This is a genomic window from Falsiroseomonas bella, from assembly GCF_003173615.1.
Lineage (GTDB): Bacteria > Pseudomonadota > Alphaproteobacteria > Acetobacterales > Acetobacteraceae > Falsiroseomonas > Falsiroseomonas bella.
On record NZ_QGNA01000002.1, the window covers coordinates 826,870 to 842,147 of the forward strand.

General features: G+C 71.6%; 15 protein-coding genes. 5 read left to right on the forward strand and 10 right to left on the reverse strand.

Going from position 1 to position 15,278, the window contains the following annotated elements:
* The first annotated feature begins 55 nt into the window (after positions 1-55).
* The 3 genes from dapF (at position 56) to ftsY (ending at position 3,359) form a co-directional block, all read left to right on the forward strand.
* On the forward strand, positions 56-883 hold the full coding sequence (gene dapF, locus DFH01_RS12155) for a diaminopimelate epimerase (RefSeq protein WP_109870849.1): 828 nt from the start codon (positions 56-58) through the stop codon (positions 881-883).
* Positions 873-2,114, forward strand: a complete 1,242-nt coding sequence (mtaB, locus tag DFH01_RS12160; protein ID WP_109870679.1) for a tRNA (N(6)-L-threonylcarbamoyladenosine(37)-C(2))-methylthiotransferase MtaB — start codon at positions 873-875, stop codon at positions 2,112-2,114. The genes dapF and mtaB overlap by 11 nt, the downstream gene beginning before the upstream one ends.
* A gap of 279 nt (positions 2,115-2,393) precedes the next feature.
* Positions 2,394-3,359 (forward strand): signal recognition particle-docking protein FtsY, encoded by a 966-nt coding sequence (ftsY, locus tag DFH01_RS12165; protein ID WP_442899697.1) that lies wholly within the window; start codon positions 2,394-2,396, stop codon positions 3,357-3,359.
* A 12-nt stretch (positions 3,360-3,371) separates the two neighbouring features.
* Here ftsY and DFH01_RS12170 read toward each other — a convergent pair whose 3' ends face one another.
* Both DFH01_RS12170 and DFH01_RS12175 read right to left on the reverse strand, forming a co-directional pair.
* Complete coding sequence (locus DFH01_RS12170; RefSeq protein WP_146217045.1) at positions 3,372-3,683, reverse strand: hypothetical protein; 312 nt, start codon at positions 3,681-3,683, stop codon at positions 3,372-3,374.
* Positions 3,683-3,967, reverse strand: a complete 285-nt coding sequence (locus tag DFH01_RS12175) for a hypothetical protein (protein WP_109870681.1) — start codon at positions 3,965-3,967, stop codon at positions 3,683-3,685. The genes DFH01_RS12170 and DFH01_RS12175 overlap by 1 nt, the downstream gene beginning before the upstream one ends.
* A gap of 130 nt (positions 3,968-4,097) precedes the next feature.
* Here DFH01_RS12175 and DFH01_RS12180 point away from each other — a divergent pair, with 130 nt between their 5' ends.
* Positions 4,098-4,898: a creatininase family protein gene (locus DFH01_RS12180; RefSeq protein ID WP_109870682.1), complete on the forward strand. Its 801-nt coding sequence runs from the start codon at positions 4,098-4,100 to the stop codon at positions 4,896-4,898.
* Positions 4,899-4,916: 18 nt separating this feature from the next.
* On the opposite strand, the gene DFH01_RS12185 is transcribed toward DFH01_RS12180, so the two are convergent.
* From DFH01_RS12185 to DFH01_RS12200, 4 genes are all read right to left on the reverse strand, one after another.
* On the reverse strand, positions 4,917-5,324 hold the full coding sequence (locus tag DFH01_RS12185) for a hypothetical protein (RefSeq protein WP_146217046.1): 408 nt from the start codon (positions 5,322-5,324) through the stop codon (positions 4,917-4,919).
* The gene (locus DFH01_RS12190) at positions 5,321-5,872 is read right to left on the reverse strand and encodes an NUDIX hydrolase (protein ID WP_109870684.1); all 552 of its coding nucleotides are present in this window, start codon (positions 5,870-5,872) and stop codon (positions 5,321-5,323) included. The genes DFH01_RS12185 and DFH01_RS12190 overlap by 4 nt, the downstream gene beginning before the upstream one ends.
* A 98-nt stretch (positions 5,873-5,970) precedes the next feature.
* Entirely contained in the window at positions 5,971-6,171 is a 201-nt protein-coding gene (locus DFH01_RS12195) for a hypothetical protein (RefSeq protein WP_146217047.1), read from the reverse strand.
* Positions 6,172-6,337: 166 nt separating this feature from the next.
* Positions 6,338-7,708: an MmgE/PrpD family protein gene (locus tag DFH01_RS12200; RefSeq protein ID WP_109870686.1), complete on the reverse strand. Its 1,371-nt coding sequence runs from the start codon at positions 7,706-7,708 to the stop codon at positions 6,338-6,340.
* A gap of 695 nt (positions 7,709-8,403) precedes the next feature.
* On the opposite strand from DFH01_RS12200, the gene DFH01_RS12205 reads away from it, so the two are divergent.
* Complete coding sequence (locus DFH01_RS12205) at positions 8,404-9,558, forward strand: fatty acid desaturase (protein WP_158287727.1); 1,155 nt, start codon at positions 8,404-8,406, stop codon at positions 9,556-9,558.
* Between the two features lie 282 nt (positions 9,559-9,840).
* On the opposite strand, the gene DFH01_RS12210 is transcribed toward DFH01_RS12205, so the two are convergent.
* The 4 genes from DFH01_RS12210 to DFH01_RS12225 form a co-directional block, all read right to left on the reverse strand.
* Complete coding sequence (locus tag DFH01_RS12210) at positions 9,841-11,226, reverse strand: sensor histidine kinase (RefSeq protein WP_109870688.1); 1,386 nt, start codon at positions 11,224-11,226, stop codon at positions 9,841-9,843.
* Complete coding sequence (locus DFH01_RS12215; protein ID WP_158287728.1) at positions 11,223-12,392, reverse strand: FIST signal transduction protein; 1,170 nt, start codon at positions 12,390-12,392, stop codon at positions 11,223-11,225. Before DFH01_RS12215 ends, DFH01_RS12210 begins: the two co-directional genes overlap by 4 nt.
* 332 nt (positions 12,393-12,724) lie before the next feature.
* Positions 12,725-13,711, reverse strand: a complete 987-nt coding sequence (locus DFH01_RS12220; RefSeq protein WP_109870690.1) for a GNAT family N-acetyltransferase — start codon at positions 13,709-13,711, stop codon at positions 12,725-12,727.
* 93 nt (positions 13,712-13,804) lie between these two features.
* Positions 13,805-15,205: a tetratricopeptide repeat protein gene (locus tag DFH01_RS12225; RefSeq protein ID WP_109870691.1), complete on the reverse strand. Its 1,401-nt coding sequence runs from the start codon at positions 15,203-15,205 to the stop codon at positions 13,805-13,807.
* Positions 15,206-15,278 lie beyond the last annotated feature (73 nt).

A 15,278-nucleotide genomic window follows, 5' to 3' on the forward strand; every position in this document is an offset into this window, starting at 1 on the left:
CCGCGCCATGCGGCGGGTTCCGGGGACCGGCCTGGCGGCCTATATGCGGGCGACGATGGTCCCCTTCCGCAAGATGCATGGCCTGGGCAACGACTTCGTCGTGCTCGACGCCCGAGACCGGCCGCTGGCGGTCACGGCCGGCGCGGCGCGCGCCATCGGCGACCGGCACCGCGGCATCGGCTTCGACCAGCTCATCGTCATGGAGCCGCCGCCTGCCGGCGCAGATGTGTTCATGCGCATCCTGAACCCGGACGGGTCGGAGGCCGGCGCCTGCGGCAACGCCACGCGCTGCGTCGCGTCGCTGGTCGCGGAGGAGGCCGGCAAGGACCGCGTTGTGGTCCGCACCATCGCCGGCGACCTGCCGGTGGAGAGGCTGCCCGGCGGCCTCTGGCGCGCCGACATGGGCCCCGCGCGGCTCGGCTGGTGGGATGTGCCGCTGGCGCGGGAGATGGACACGCTGCATCTGCCGCTGGCGCTGGGTCCGGTCGCCGACCCCGCGGCCTGTTCCATGGGCAATCCGCACGCGACCTTCTTCGTGGACGACCTCGACGCCATCCCGGTGGCGGAGATCGGGCCGAAGCTGGAACGCGACCCGCTCTTCCCCGAGCGGGCCAATATCGGCTTCGCGCAGGTGCTCTCGCCCGAGCGCATCCGGCTGGTGATGTGGGAGCGCGGCGCGGGGATGACGCTCGCCTGCGGCTCCGGCGCCTGCGCCACCATCGTCAACGCCGCCCGGCGCGGGCTGACGGGGCGCAGCGCGACCGTCGAATTGCCCGGCGGGCCGCTCGAGATGGAATGGCGCGCGGACGGGCATGTGCTGATGACCGGCCCCGTCGCCACGGCCTTCACGGGCGAGCTCGACCTCGCACGCTATGCAGCCTGAGATCCTGACCTTCGGCTGCCGGCTCAACGCCTATGAGTCGGAGGCGATGCGCGACCTTGCGGCGAAGGCCGGGCAGGGGGATGCGATCATCGTCAACACCTGCGCCGTCACCGCCGAGGCCGAGCGCCAGGCGCGCCAGGCGATCCGCAAGGCCGCGCGCGAGAATCCGGGCCGGCGCATCGTCGTGACAGGCTGCGCTGCGCAGATCGCGCCGGATGACTGGGCCGCGCTGCCGGGCGTCGCGCGCGTGCTCGGGAATGCCGACAAGCTGAAGGCCGAGAGCTGGGCCGCGCTCGACACGCCCGCGCCGGTGACGGACATCATGGCGGCGACCGAGACGGCGGCGCATCTCGTCACCGACTTCGCCGGCCGCGCGCGCGCCTTCGTGCAGGTGCAGCAGGGCTGCGACCATCGCTGCACCTTCTGCGTCATCCCCTATGGCCGCGGCCCCTCGCGCAGCGTGCCGATCGGCGCCATCGTGGACCAGGTGCGGGCGCTGGTGGCGCGCGGCTACGCGGAAGCGGTGCTGACCGGCGTCGACATCACGAGCTACGGCCCCGATCTGCCCGGCGCGCCGACGCTCGGCCAGATGGCGCGGCGGCTGCTGGCGCTGGTGCCGGAACTGAAGCGTCTGCGCCTCTCCTCCCTCGATCCGGTGGAGATGGACGAGGATCTCTGGCGCCTGATCGCGGAGGAGGAGCGGCTGATGCCGCATCTGCATCTCTCGCTGCAGCATGGCGACGACCTGATCCTGAAGCGCATGAAGCGCCGGCATCTGCGCGCCGATGCGGAGGCGCTGTGCGACCGCGCGCGACGGCTGCGCCCCGACATCGTCTTCGGCGCCGACCTGATCGCCGGCTTCCCGACCGAGACGGAAGACCACTTCGCCGCGATGCTCGACATGGTGGAGCGCTGCGGCCTGACCTTCCTGCATGTGTTTCCCTATTCCGAACGCCCCGGCACGCCGGCGGCGCGCATGCCGCAATTGCCGAAGCTGCTGCGGCGTGAGCGCGCGGCGCGGCTGCGGGAGGCCGGGCGCCGCGCGGCGCGTCGCTTCTACGACAGCCGCATCGGGATGACGGAGCAGGTGCTGCTGGAGCGGGCGGATCGCGGGCATTCCGCGCATTTCGCGCCGGTGCGCCTCGCCGCGGAGGCGGGGAACCCGGGCGAACTTCGCGCGCTGCGCATCGTTGCCGCCGGGGATGACGGCCTGATCGGAGAGGCGGCCTGACGCATGGCGCTCAAGGGATTCTGGGACAGGCTGCGCGGCCGCGGCACGCCGGGGGAGGGGCCGCAGGATCCGGTTGCCGCGCCGGAGCCGCCGATCCCGCCGCCCGCGGTGCCGGTCATGCCGGACCCCAACCTGCCGCCGCCCTACGAGACGCCGCAGGCGCCGATCCCGCCCTCGGCAGCGCCGCCGCCGCCGCCACCCCCGCCCGAACCGCCTCCGCCGCTGCCGCCCGCGCCGCGCGAAGACGAGGCGGCGCTGCGGGAGGCGCTGGCCAGCACCGTGCCGGACACACCGGAACGCGAACCGGAACCGGAACCCGAGCAGCGCGGCGGCTGGTTCGCCCGGCTCAAGGCCGGCCTCTCGCGTTCCACCGCGCGACTGACGGAGACGATCACCACCGTCTTCCGCAAGCGCAAGCTGGATGACGAGGCGCTGGAGGAACTCGAGGATACGCTGATCACCGCCGATCTCGGCCTGCCCGCCGCGCGGCGCATCGTGGAGGGCTTCCGCAAGACGCGCTTCGGCAAGGAGGTCACCGACGAGGAGGTGAAGGCGACCCTCGCCGAGAGCATCGCCGAGATCCTTGTGCCGGTCGCGAAGCCGCTGGAGCTCCGGCCCGCGCGCGCGCCGCATGTCGTGCTGGTGGTCGGCGTCAACGGCACGGGCAAGACCACCACCATCGCCAAGCTCGGCCAGCAGTATCGCCGCGAGGGGCTGAAGGTCATGCTCGCGGCCGGCGACACCTTCCGCGCCGCGGCGGTGGAACAGCTGCAGATCTGGGGCGAGCGCACCGGCTGCCCGGTCGTCGCGCCGGCGAAGATGGGCGCCGACGCCGCGGGCCTCGCGCATGACGCGCTGGCGCGTGCGAAGGCCGAGGGCATGGACGTGCTGCTGATCGACACGGCCGGCCGGCTGCACAACAAGTCCGCCCTGATGGAGGAGCTGCGGAAGATCATCCGCGTGATCCGCCGCCTGGACGAGACCGCGCCGCATTCCGTGCTGCTGACGCTGGACGCCACCACCGGCCAGAACGCGCTGAGCCAGGTGAAGGTCTTCCGCGAGATGGTGGAGGTGGACGGGCTGGCGGTGACGAAGCTCGACGGCAGCGCCAAGGGCGGCGTCGTCGTCGCGCTGGCGCAGGAGTTCGGGCTGCCCGTGCATTTCGTCGGCGTCGGCGAGAAGGCGGACGATTTGCGCCCCTTCACCGCTCGCGACTTCGCCCGCGGCCTGGTGGGGCTCGACTGAGCGCGCGGGCGCTCACAGATCCTTCGCGATGAACATCCCGACGATCAGCAGGAAGAAGGCGATCAGCGCGAGGGCGGGCAATGCCACCACCGCGACCAGCAGGATCGCCGGCGTCATGCGGCCGCGCAGGCGGAAGAGCAGGCTGGCCACCAGGCTGAGAGCGGCCGCCACGGTCACCGTGGCCCAGAGCAGCACGCCCTCGCGGTCCTTGTGCGTGGGATCGGCCAGCACGTAGGGCAGCTGCGAGGCGACCGACATCGCAAACAGCGCGAGCGAGGGGATCGCCACCAGCATCATCAGCCGCCAGGCCCAGACCGGTCGCATCAGTGCCACTGCGGCGGGTTGCTGATGAAGACGAGGATGACGATGCCCGCCAGCAGCGCCGGCACCGCCAGCAGGCTCGCAAGCGCCATGGCGGCGCCGCGACGCCCTTTCGCGCGCAGCGTCATGGCGGCCCACAGGATGGCGGAGGGCACCGCGATCAGCACTGCCCAGAGCAGGATGTTGTCGGCGGAGACGGTGCCGTCCGACACGCCCCAGAGGAAGAAGAACAGGATGACGCCGAGCGTCAGCCAGCTCATGCCGAACAGGATGCCTTGCAGGATCATGCGCGGAGCGTAGCGGCTGCGAGGCTGGGCTGCATTGCGGCGCCGCTTCGTTTGTGTCGCGGCGGAAACGCGCTGTCTTGCGCGCCGCGCCCGCCGGCGCATGCTGGCGGCACGAGGAAGGAGACGACGCATGGCCGAAGTCCGATGGGAACGCCTGACGGCGCCCGAACTCCGCGCGCTGGCCGCACGCGACGCGGTGGTGGTGCTGCCCGTCGCGAGCCTCGAGCAGCACGGGCCGCATCTGCCGGTCTGGACCGACAGCTTCATCGGCCATGCGGTCGCCATCCGCGGCGCGGAACTCGCCGACGACCTGCCGGCGGTGGTGCTGCCGCCGATGTGGATGGGCCTCTCGGAGCACCACTTTCCCTTCGGCGGCACGGTCAGCCTGGACTACGCCACCTTCGCCGCCGTGCTGCGCTGCGTGACGCGCTCGATCATGGCGGACGGGTTCCGCAAGCTGTTCCTGCTGAACTCGCATGGCGGCAACATCGAGCCGCTGGCGGTCAGCGCGCGGGAGCTCGCGCATGAATTCGGCATCCCGGTAGTGACGACCACCATCACGAAGCTGGCGCCCCAGGCGGTCACGGCGGCGCTGACGACGCAATCCGGCATCCAGCACGCCTGCGAGGGCGAGACGAGCCTTTGGCTGCATCTGGATCCGTCGCAGGTGCGCGCCGACCAGGTGGCGCACAGCGTCTCGCCCGGCGGCTTCGCGGCCGGCGATGCGGCGGCGACGCGCTTCTGGTCCTTCGCCGAGCGTGCGCCCGTCACCGGCGTGCGCGGCGACCCGCGCGGGGCGACGGCGGAGAAGGGCCGGGCGATCTTCGAGGGCATGGCCGCGGGCCTCGCCGCGATGCTGCGCGACGTGGCGATCTGGCAGGCGCCGGATGCGGTGTGGCGCGCCGGCCGGGCGCAGGCCGGGCAGGGCTGATCCCGCCCCGGCGGCGCGCTACTCGAAGGGGATCCTGACCCGCGCGCCCGGCAGCACGTCGTTCAGCGGCAGGCCCGGGATGAACGTCTCCAGCGAGCGGTCCGGCGCGCTGTCGCGGATGTGCTCGCTCCCGAAGGTCATGCCCTGCGGCCGGTCCTGCCGCAGCACCATCGGCTCGAATCGCGGTGCGAGCGGATCGCGCCGGTCGGGCGGCCCCTCGATCTCCCGGTTCGGCACCGGCGCCGGCTCGGCCGCCGTCGCATGCACCGCCCCGGTGAGGCCGAGCGGCTGGCCCAGGCTGAGCGGCAGCCGGGCGGCTGCGGCCTGGGGCGCGGACGAGGCGGCGGCAAGCTCGGCCGAAGGCGGCGCCGGCGCGCAGCCCGCCATGGCCAGGCCGAGCAGCAGCAACGCCCCGCGGAGGCTCATGCGCCCTGGCCGAGCCGGCGCACGCCGCGCGGATCATCGGGCGGGTTGCCGCGCGGCGCCCCGAGCGGCCCCGCGCCGGCGTCCCGCCACGCGTGCAGGACCCAGTGGACGGAGGGAAAGGCGAGCTCGTCCCACGGGATCTCATCCCAGTCGAAGAGCCGCACTTCCAGGCTTTCCGCCCCGGCCGCGAAGCCGGGGCTGGCCAGGCGCGCGCGGAACAGCACCTGCACCTGGCCGATCCGCGCGATGGAATAGACCGCGAGCATGCCCTCGATGGCGATGTCGGCGCAGGCCTCCTCGCGCGCCTCGCGCCGGGCGGCTTCCTCAATGGTCTCGCCCATCTCCATGTAGCCGGCCGGGATGGTCCAGAAGCCGCGGCGCGGCTCGATGGCGCGGCGGCAGAGCATCACCTTGCCGTCCGCCACGACGACGGAGCCGGTGACGATCTTCGGGTTCTCGTACGCGACGAAGCCGCAATCGGCGCAGGTCAGCCGCTCGCGGTCCTCCCCTTCCGGAATCCGGCGGATGAAGTTGATGGCTGACGACATGCGCGAAGCTTGGGGCGTCGCCTGGGCGGCGGCAAGGCATGCCGGCATCACGTCGCGCCCGCGGCCCGTTCCGTGGGCGCGCGGCGCAGGGGCGCGGGTCAGACCTTCAGGTCGAGCAGCGATCCGCGGGGCAGCGGCGAGGCCGGCGGCGGGGGCAGGGCTTCGAGGCGGCGCGACGACTCGGGCGCCGTCGGCGCCCCGCCGGCTGGGCTGCCGGCCGTCGCCGCGCGGGCCTGGGCGGGGCCTTGGAAGCGCGAGACCTCCGCCGTGAAGGCGGCGAGGGAGTTCATGCTGATCATGCGCAGGATGATGGGCCGCAGGTCTGAACGCCGCGTTAAGCGGGGCCGGGGATCGCGCAGGCCGGGGCCGATCGGGCGCATGCCGCAGCATGCGGCGCGCGCCCGTTAACGCTCCAGCAACCAGTGGTAGAAAACGCGCAGTTCCTGACAAAAAGTGAAGAGCCCGTCACCCCCGGAAGGGTGTGAGGTCCAGCTTCGGCAGGTCGAAGGCCCGGGCGCCGAAGCCGATGAGCCCCTCGGCCCGCGCCGAGTCCCATCCGCCATAACGGCAATTGTCGCGCGCCTTGGCCTCGATCTCGGCCCGTGAGAGCGGGTCCGCCGCGCCGCCCCGGAGGTTCGCCTGCCGCTCCTCCACCACGCTGCCGTCGCGCAGCGTCGCGCGGACATGGCCGGTGTAGGCGCGCGGATAGGGGTTCTGTGGATCCACGACATAGGTCACGCGGGCGCAGAGGCCCCGCAGATCGTGGCGCATCACCATCTCCTCGGTGAAGGCCTCGAGCCCGGCACCGCCCAGCACGAGCCCGGCGGCGATGCCATAGGGCACGCTGAACTTGGCGGCATAGGCGTTCGGCGGCGCCTGCTTCGAGGAGAGCGGCTCCCACAGGCGGTGCAGGATGCCCTCCGCCGTCTCGCAGGTGATCGAGGCGATCTCCTCGGCCTTCACGCCGCGGGCGCGCAGCTTCACCGCGCAATCCACATAAGGCTGCACCATCGTGCCGTTGGCCCAGGGCTTGAAGGCGATGGTCGCCGCGACCCAGTCGCGGCCGAACCCGTCCAGCAGCGCGGCCCAGTTGCCCTCGGTGGTGTGCGCGAAGCCGTGGAACAGGCCGTGCGGGCCTTCGAAGACGGTGCGCGGGCCGAAGAAGCCGCCCTTCGCCAGCAGCGCCGCGCGCAGCCCCGCCTGCGCCGCCCAGCCCGGATGCAGGCGCTTCGTCCAGGCGCCGTCCGTCAGGTATTCGATGATGCCGGAAGCCATGGAGCCGGAGATGCCGATGGCATCCACGACCTGCCGCGGGCTGAGCCGCATGGCGACGGCGACGGCCAGCGCGGCGGCAGGCGCGCCGAAGACGCAGGTGGGGTGGAAGCCCGATTTGTGCACGGCCTTCGGCACCACCGTGGAGAGGCGGCACGCGGCCTCCGCGCCCACCGCGATGCCGCGCAGCACATCGGCGCCCGACAGGCCGAATCGCTCGGCGGCGGCCAGCACCGCCGGCACGACGACCACGCCCGAATGGATCGGGCCGCCTTCGAAGGTGTCGTCATAATCCTCGCCATGCGAGGCGGTGCCGTTGACGATCGCCGCATCGGCGGAGCTGAACCCGCCCGCATGGCCGAAGGCGGTGCAGCCGCCGCTGCCCTCGACGGCGCCGAGCGTCGCGGCGACGTAGTCGGTGCCGCGCGCCGCTACGCAGAGGCCGATGATGTCCATCAGCAGCCGCTCGCAGGTTTCGCGCACCGCCGCATCGGGGCGCGCGGCGAGCGCCGCCTCGGCCAGCTGCTCCGCGACAGTCGGCCCCTCGGCCACCGCCTTTGCCATCGTATCGTCCTTCCGCAGCGCCCGGCCGACTCCCGGACCTCTTTGCGCCGACGTCATGGGCGCCGGCGGGCGCGCCGATCAAGAGGGGGACACGGCGCGGCGGCAGGGCGCCGGTGCAGCCCGGTGCGCCCGAGGCGTCTTACACACGCCTAAGTAGTGATTCGATCAATGCTTGGACAGATCGGGTTGTCCGCTGTCCGGCGGCACTCGGGACCTTGTTCAAAACGAATTACGCTCTGAGCAAGACGAGACTTCCTTACGAAGTGCGTCGGCCTGGCCTGGAGCAGGCCGACGCAGGCCAGCCACCGCCGCGCGCAGCGGCGCGGACATAGTGCCCGCCGAAGGTTGCGTGACATTGTAGACTGTCTGAAAGGCAGAAAACCGCCGTTTCCGGACGTTGTTCGCAGATCATCGTTCGGAGTCGGGCCTTTCGGGCCGGTTTCGTGTCGTCGCGGTCACCGCGGCGCGTTTGGAATCAGGTCACGCCGGCTTGGTAGCGACTTTGCTCTCCTGATCAATCGAAAGATGTGTCAATACACTCTCGCGCGATCAGTTGCGCATCAGGACGAACGATCACTGTTCCGGACAGGAGAACCCCTATGCTTGTTCTGCCCAGCCAGAGGGAAGCGGCAGTCGAGACCGAGCTCCCCCTCTCGCGCGTGCTCCCGAGCCCCCGGGAAGCCATGGCCGTACGCTTGCCGACGTATCTGCAGCCCTTCCTCACATGGTTGACCGCGAAGCCGGCACCGGGGGAGGAGGCGCCCTCCCGCACCGCAATTTCCTTCGTTTTCGGCGCCCTGGCATGGATCATCGGCGGTTGTGCCCTGACCGTGCTGCCCTTCCTGCTGAGCGAGCCCGCACTCGCGCTCTGGCTGCTGGTGCCGATCGGATTGACCGCAACGAGCTGCGGCCTCGGTCTATTCCAGGTTGTGATCTTCCACCATTGCTCGCACGGCACGGTCTTCGCGACGCGCGAAGGCAACCGGCGCGCCGGGCGGATCATCTCCGCGCTGCTGCTGTTCAAGCGATTCGAGGACTACCAGCGCGAGCATATGATCCATCACAGCGCCAAGAAGTTGCTGACGGAGGAAGACGAGTTCGCCGACTTCGTGCTGGGCCTGCTCGGCCTCGAGGCCGGCCTGTCCAAGCGCGAGCTGTGGCGCCGCGTGATCGTCGCCTGCGTCTCGCCGGTGTTCCATTGGAAGTTCCTGTCGCGCCGCATCCAGGCGAGCCTCTTCACCGGCGATGCCGCGCATGACTGGGTCGGCCGCGTCGCCTGGAGCGTGGCGATCGTCGCCACGGTTGCGACCGGCACCTTCTGGCTGTTCCTGCTGGCCTGGGTGCTGCCGGTCACGGTGCTGCTGCAGATCGCGACGATCTTCCGCATCCTGGTCGAGCACAGCTTCCCCGAGGCCGAGCTGATCGCCGCGCGCGACAAGGAGTTCGTCTGCCACGCGACCTGCGGCGTGTTCCCCGGCGCGCAGCCGCCGCTCGAGAAGGCCGACAGCCTTCCCGGCGTGGTCGCCTGGGCCGGCTGGTGGGCCAACATGCTGACGGTGCAGCTCTTCGTGCGGCTGTTCGTGCTGGTCGGCGACGCGCCCTGCCACGACTTCCATCACCGCCGCCCCGCGACGAAGCGGTGGACCACCTACATCCATGCGCGGCAGCAGGATCTCGACAACGGCTCGCCCGGCTTCCCGACCGGCTACTTCGAGGCCTGGGGCCTGATGCGCGCCGTGGACCGCAGCCTGGCGAGCCTGGCGGCCACCGCGCCGGCGACCCTCGGGCGCGAGCCGGCGGCCCACGCCGCCGCCCCTGTCGGCTTCGGTCAACGCCTGCAGGAGGGCTGACGCAAACAACTGTCCGGATCGGGCCCGCGCTTTCTCCAGCGCGGGTCGCTCGCCGGCCCGGGAACGTCCTGCCCGGGTCGGCGACACCTTCGGGTCACGCCTGGCGAAACAGCCGCGTGACGCCCCCTCCCGGGCTGTGGCCGGGACTTGTCTCCTTCGTGTAGTCCTGATGTTTTCGTTGCCCGCGCGGATGCGCTGCGCGCAAACCCCTTTCGTTCGGAGGGGCGAAGCTGCGGAATGGCGGGTCCGGCACGGCCGGCATGGCCGCCGCCGGTCAGGCCTTCAGGCCTGCGGCTCCGCAGCGGGCGGGATGTCGCCGACGCGCACCACGCCTTCCGGCAGCAGGATCGTCACCGCAGTGCCCTCGCCGGGCGCGCTGACGATGCGCATCGTTCCGCCATGCGCCTCCACCAGGCCCTTGGCGATCGGCAGCCCGAGGCCGGTGCCCGGGAAGCTGCGCGCATGCCCGCCATCGATCTGCTGGAAAGGCTCGAGCGCGCGCGGAATGTCCTCCGGCCGCATGCCGACGCCCGTGTCGCGCACCTGCAACTCCGCCGCGCCATCGGGTCTCTGGCGGGCCGTGACGGTGACGCTGCCGCCGGAACCGGTGAACTTCACGGCGTTGCTCAGCAGGTTGTTCAGCACCTGGCGGAAGCGGAGCTGGTCCACCCTGATCTCGAGGCCCGGCTCGCCGCGCTTCACCTCCAGCCGCACGTCGTTCTGGATGGCCAGCGCGGCGAGCTCGCGCACCGAGGCGCCGATCAGCGTCTCCGCGCGGCACCAGACCAGGCTGAGCTGCGGCGCCACCTTGGCGATGCTGGAATAGTCGAGGATGTCGTTGATCAGCTCCAGCAGCAGCCGCCCGGACTCGTTGATCTGCTGCGCGTATTCGGATTGCTGGTGGTCCGTCAGGCGATAGGTCGAGCCCGGCAGCATCATGTCGGAGAAGCCGATGATGGCGTTGAGCGGCGTGCGCAGCTCATGGCTCAGCGTCGCGATGAAGCGTGCGCGCAGCGCGCTCGCTTCCTCGGCCGTCGCCTTGGCGATGCGCAGCTCGATCTCCGCCTGCTTGCGCGCCAGCACGTCGATGTAGACCGAGAGCGCGCCCTCCACGAGTTCCTGGTCGCCCGTCTCGAAGGGGCGGCTGACATTCGCCTCCGAGTGGTTGCCGAGGATCAGCGCATGGCCCGAGGCCCGGTCATAGGCCCAGAGCACATAGGGCATGCGCAGGATGCCGGTGAGCTCGTAGGCGGGGGATTCGATGACGCTGCGCGCGGTGGTGAGGAAGAAGGGCGGCGCGGCCGGCACGTTCGCGAATTCCGCCGGCGCGTCGGAGCCGAAGCCGACCGCATGCGTCACGCGGAACAGGTCCGGCGTGGTCGGCGACGGCTCGCGCCGGACGAAGGCGGCGCGGTCGCAGAGCGTGTTCTCGACGATCACCTCGAGCATGGAGGCGCCGAGCTCCTCCGGCGTTGCGCAGAGGTCGGACAGGCGGTGCGCCTCGCGGATCAGCTTGGCGACGGTGCGGCTGCGCCGCGCTTCCCGGAAGGCCTGGCTCTGCTCCTCCTGCAGGCGCAGCAGGCGCGCCCCGAGGTCGTTGCATTCCCGCCGGTAGTAGGCGAGTTCGCGTTCGAGCTTGGCGATGTCGAGAGCGCGGAGCTCCGTCATCGGCGTCTCCGCAGCACCGTGAGGACACCGGTCCAGTCGAGCGGCCGGCTGTGCTCGCCGTCGAAGGGCGCGACCTCCACGCCGGAATAGAAGCCGAGGAGCGGGACATTGGCGTCCAGCCCGCGCACCACCAGCTCCGCCTCCTCGATCGAGGAGCCGCTGCGCGCGCTCGCCCGGCCCGCGCAGTCGATGTAGAGGCCGAGAAGGTTGTCGCCGTCGCGGACGGTGCGGTTCATCTCCTCGACGCCGCGGCGGACGGAATCGAGCATGAGGCCGTTGTCGCGGCTCATGATCTGCACCAGGGCGCCTTCCTCGAAGTCGGGCTCGAACAGGGTGATCGAGCCCTTCGCCGCGTCGGCGCTCAGGATCAGGCGGTTCACGTAGGACTTCTCGTCATAGGGCGCGTAGGGATCGCCCTGCTTCTGGCCGAGCGTCGCGACAAGCGAGAGTTCCTGCCCGCGCCCGCCGCCGATCGGCAGGCCCAGCATGCGCTCGATCACCTTCAGTGCCGGCTCGCCATCCAGCTCGTAGACGGTGGCGCCGTCGATGCGGGTGATCTCCATGAAGGCGCTTACGGGGCGGCAGCCATGCAGGATGACCGTCTCGGCCGAGACCGCAGGCGGGAAGACCAGGGCGACGGTCGCGTGCTTGCTGACGCCGTCGCCGTCGAACACCCAGGCGCCGGACATGTTCATGTCGGTGAGCAGGCCGCCGCCGAGCAGGTTCACCGGGGCGTTGCCGACGGCCTCGTTGAACCCGGCGACGATCGAGCTCGCGTAGTGCAGCTTGGGCGGCTGGGTGCTGGCCACGCTGTCGAACAGCAGCAGCACCACCTGGTCCTGCTTCACCACGCTGCGGACCTGCGCGCCGATATCGGCGCCGGCCTTGCGCTCGTCCACTTCCAGCCCGCGGCTCACCAGAAGCTGCGGCGCGGTGGTGGGATCGTCGAAGGCGACGAGGCCGAGCTCGAATCCGCTGTAGCCGTACCCGCCGCGCGAGATGGCGCCGGCCGCCGAGCCGCCGACGACGGGCACCGGGCCAAGCACCTCGCCCAGGGCCGCGCGCACGGCGAAGGGATCGAGCTTGCCGCCGGAGAAGGCCATCAGAAGCTGCGGGCTGTCCGCCGCCGAGCCGAGCGCCGCCACGGCCTGCCGAACGGCGGCCATGGGATCCGGGCTCCTGCCGTAACCGACTCGCATGCGGGCCTCCAGCCGCCGTCACGGCGGCAAACGCAGGGGCGCGCCAATCGTAGTTCTGGCCGCCAGCGTGCGCCGATCCAGGTAGACCCATCCTTATGACGAAGCGATGCCCAATGCGTCAACTATTGCGTGCAAATTTGTACCGTAACGCGGGACATGTACGGCAGGCCGTTGCGTTAGGCGCATAATGCCACGTTTTTGCGTCGCGTCGCTGCTGGTGAGCCCATGATCGTGGGGAATCGTGCTCTTGCTGCCGGTTCTGCCGCCCCATGCGGCGCCGGCACCGGCCTGCCGGCGCGTCAGTATTGCGCCGACGGAACCCAGCACCGCGCCGGCACCCGATACCCGCCCCTGGCGAGCAGCAGCATCGGCTTGACCGCGCGCATCCCGGCCTTGAGGCACCAGCGGAGCAGGTCCGACTGGCGGGCGGGCAGCAGCAGCGCGACCGGCCCGCCGCGCAGCCCGGACGCCCCAGCCAGCAGCGCCGCCATCTCGGCGGCGGTCTCCGCGACGCCGTGGTTGCTGCGCCAGGCGGCCGGCGCCGCCAGGTAGCCGACGATCCGGCCGTGCCGCTCCGCCACGACAGGCGAATGGACCCGGAGCGCGTGACGGATCTCCTGCCCGCGGGAGGCGCCATGCGCGGCGGCATGCAGCCGGTCGCAGGCCTCGACGTCCTCCTCCTGCATGGCACGCACCCGGATCTCCGGGTCGGTCGCCGCCAGGGCATGGCCGGCCAGGAGCATCAGGGGCGCCTTCACCTCGAAACCGAGGTCGGCATGGAGGGCGGTCGCGGCCAGGCTCGCGGCATCCTGAACGAGGCGCGTGCTGCCAACGCCCTCGGCCCTGTCCAGCACGGCCCGCAGCAGCCGCCGCCCGATCCCGGCGCCCTGCAGGCCCGGTGCGACCGCGGTGGGGCCGATCCCGCGGACCTCGTCCCGCTCCTGCAGGAAGCTTGCCCCGACAACCTGGCCCCTGCGCTCGGCCACCACCCCGAACATGGCGGGGTCGGACAGCAGCGCGGCGGCATGCATCGCGGCCTCGGCGGCGGAGGCGACGTCGGGCACCAGCCCATGCCGGGCGGCGAGATCGGCCTGGGCGGCATGCAGGACCCGGCCGCAGGCCTCGGCGTCGGCCGCGACGGCGGGGCGCAGGCGCACCGGGCCAGGATCCGGCAAGGCGGGTGGCAGCCCGGCGGGCCGGGCGAGTTCGGCAAGATGCACGGCGTCTCTCCGGTTCTGGGCCACGCGGGGCGGCGGGCGCGGCGGCACGCTGCCAGGGTGGTGCATGCTGCGAAGCTGCCCGATTCTGTCGCCCGACGCGATCTTCTGAGTTTTCCGGAGTTTTCCGGCGGCTTTCCGCGACCCTGCTTGCGCCGGCCGCTACTCCGGGACGCCGGCCTTCTCCAGACCTTCGACGAAGGTGGCGCAATGGGCGAAGTTGGCCAGCACGCGGCGGATCACCGCGATGCGCAGCGGCGGGCCCAGCTTCTCGCGCACCGCCATGAAGGTCCGTGCCTCCTCCACCAGCCCCAGATGGCCGCAGCAGCTGATCAGCGTGTGGTAGTGGCCGGGATACTCGGCGAAGGCGGCGACGGAGGCGCGCAGATGCGGCAGGGCTTCCCCGAAGCGCCGGGCGCCGAGCAGCGCGAGCCCGTGCGTGGAGCTGTAGATGCCTGCGAAGGTGTCGAGCGGGCTCATGCGCAGCGCGCGGCCGGTCTCCGCGATCGCCTCCTCGTACTGGCCGGCCCGCAGCAGCGCCCAGCCGAGCATGGAGCGGCCGATGGCGGAGTTGGGATTGAGCTCCCGCGCCGTGCGCAGCTCCGCCAGTGCCTGGTCATGCGCGCCGGCGTTGCTGAGGCTCATCCCCAGGACCATCCGCGCCCAGGGCTCGGCGGGGTCGAGCACCACGGCCTCCTCCGCGATGCGCCGCGCCGTGGCGTAGCCCTCTCGCGGGTCGGGCCAGCCGTAGCAGAGCGTCGCCCACCAGATCGCCCAGGCGAGCGTGGCATGGGCGCGCGCATAGCCGGGCTCGATGGCGATGGCGCGGCGCAGCAGCTCCTGCGCCTCCTGGTTCTCGCGCCGGCCGATGCGGTTGATCAGCCCGAGCGCGCGCACGACGAGGCCCCAGGCATCCATGCTCTCGGGCGCCTGGCTGGCGGCGCGGAAGCCTTCCTCGGCGTAGAGATGCGGCTCGATCGCGGCGACCACATGGGTGGTGATCTCGTCCTGCACCGCGAAGACGTCGGCGAGCGCCCGGTCGTAGCGCTCGGCCCAGATGTGCTTGCCGCTGCCGGCATCGATCAGCTGCCCGGTGACGCGGATGCGCCCTTCCGCCGTGCGGACGCTGCCTTCCAGCACGTAGCGCACGCCGAGTTCCTGCGCGACCTGGCGCACATCCACCGCGCCGCGATAGGCGAAGCTGGAGTTGCGGGCGATGACGAACAGCCAGCGCAGCCGCGACAGCGCGGTGATGATGTCCTCCGCGATGCCGTCCGCGATGTGGTCCTGCGCCGGATCGCCGCTCATGTTCGTGAAGGGCAGCACGGCGATGGAGGGGCCTTCCGCCGCCGCGCCTTCGGTGTCCGTCGCGGCAGGCCGGCGCAGCACGAGGCCGGTCTGCCCCTCCACGATGGCGAGGGTGCGGTCTGAGAACAGGCCGGTCAGCAGCTTGTCCACCGTGGACTTGCCCAGCCGCGTGCGGTGGGCGAACGCGTCCCGCGACATCCGCTCGCGCGCGATGTAGTCCCTCACCAGCCCGGCGATCCGCTTCCTGTCGTCCATGTCCTTCGGTCGTCACCCGCGGCAAAGCATCCTGCCGCAACCCGGCCGTGCTGGCTTGGCCCCGATCCGCGAT

Coding starts and splice junctions, on each gene's coding strand:
- DFH01_RS12210 (WP_109870688.1), bottom strand. CDS start 11,226: ATGACGGAGCTCCGCGCTCTCGACATCGCCAAGCTCGAACGCGAACTC.
- DFH01_RS12195 (WP_146217047.1), bottom strand. CDS start 6,171: ATGATCAGCATGAACTCCCTCGCCGCCTTCACGGCGGAGGTCTCGCGC.
- DFH01_RS12185 (WP_146217046.1), bottom strand. CDS start 5,324: ATGAGCCTCCGCGGGGCGTTGCTGCTGCTCGGCCTGGCCATGGCGGGC.
- DFH01_RS12220 (WP_109870690.1), bottom strand. CDS start 13,711: ATGCACCACCCTGGCAGCGTGCCGCCGCGCCCGCCGCCCCGCGTGGCC.
- DFH01_RS12190 (WP_109870684.1), bottom strand. CDS start 5,872: ATGTCGTCAGCCATCAACTTCATCCGCCGGATTCCGGAAGGGGAGGAC.
- DFH01_RS12225 (WP_109870691.1), bottom strand. CDS start 15,205: ATGGACGACAGGAAGCGGATCGCCGGGCTGGTGAGGGACTACATCGCG.
- mtaB (WP_109870679.1), top strand. CDS start 873: ATGCAGCCTGAGATCCTGACCTTCGGCTGCCGGCTCAACGCCTATGAG.
- dapF (WP_109870849.1), top strand. CDS start 56: ATGGTCCCCTTCCGCAAGATGCATGGCCTGGGCAACGACTTCGTCGTG.
- DFH01_RS12175 (WP_109870681.1), bottom strand. CDS start 3,967: ATGATCCTGCAAGGCATCCTGTTCGGCATGAGCTGGCTGACGCTCGGC.
- DFH01_RS12180 (WP_109870682.1), top strand. CDS start 4,098: ATGGCCGAAGTCCGATGGGAACGCCTGACGGCGCCCGAACTCCGCGCG.
- DFH01_RS12215 (WP_158287728.1), bottom strand. CDS start 12,392: ATGGCCGCCGTTCGGCAGGCCGTGGCGGCGCTCGGCTCGGCGGCGGAC.
- DFH01_RS12200 (WP_109870686.1), bottom strand. CDS start 7,708: ATGGCAAAGGCGGTGGCCGAGGGGCCGACTGTCGCGGAGCAGCTGGCC.
- DFH01_RS12170 (WP_146217045.1), bottom strand. CDS start 3,683: ATGCGACCGGTCTGGGCCTGGCGGCTGATGATGCTGGTGGCGATCCCC.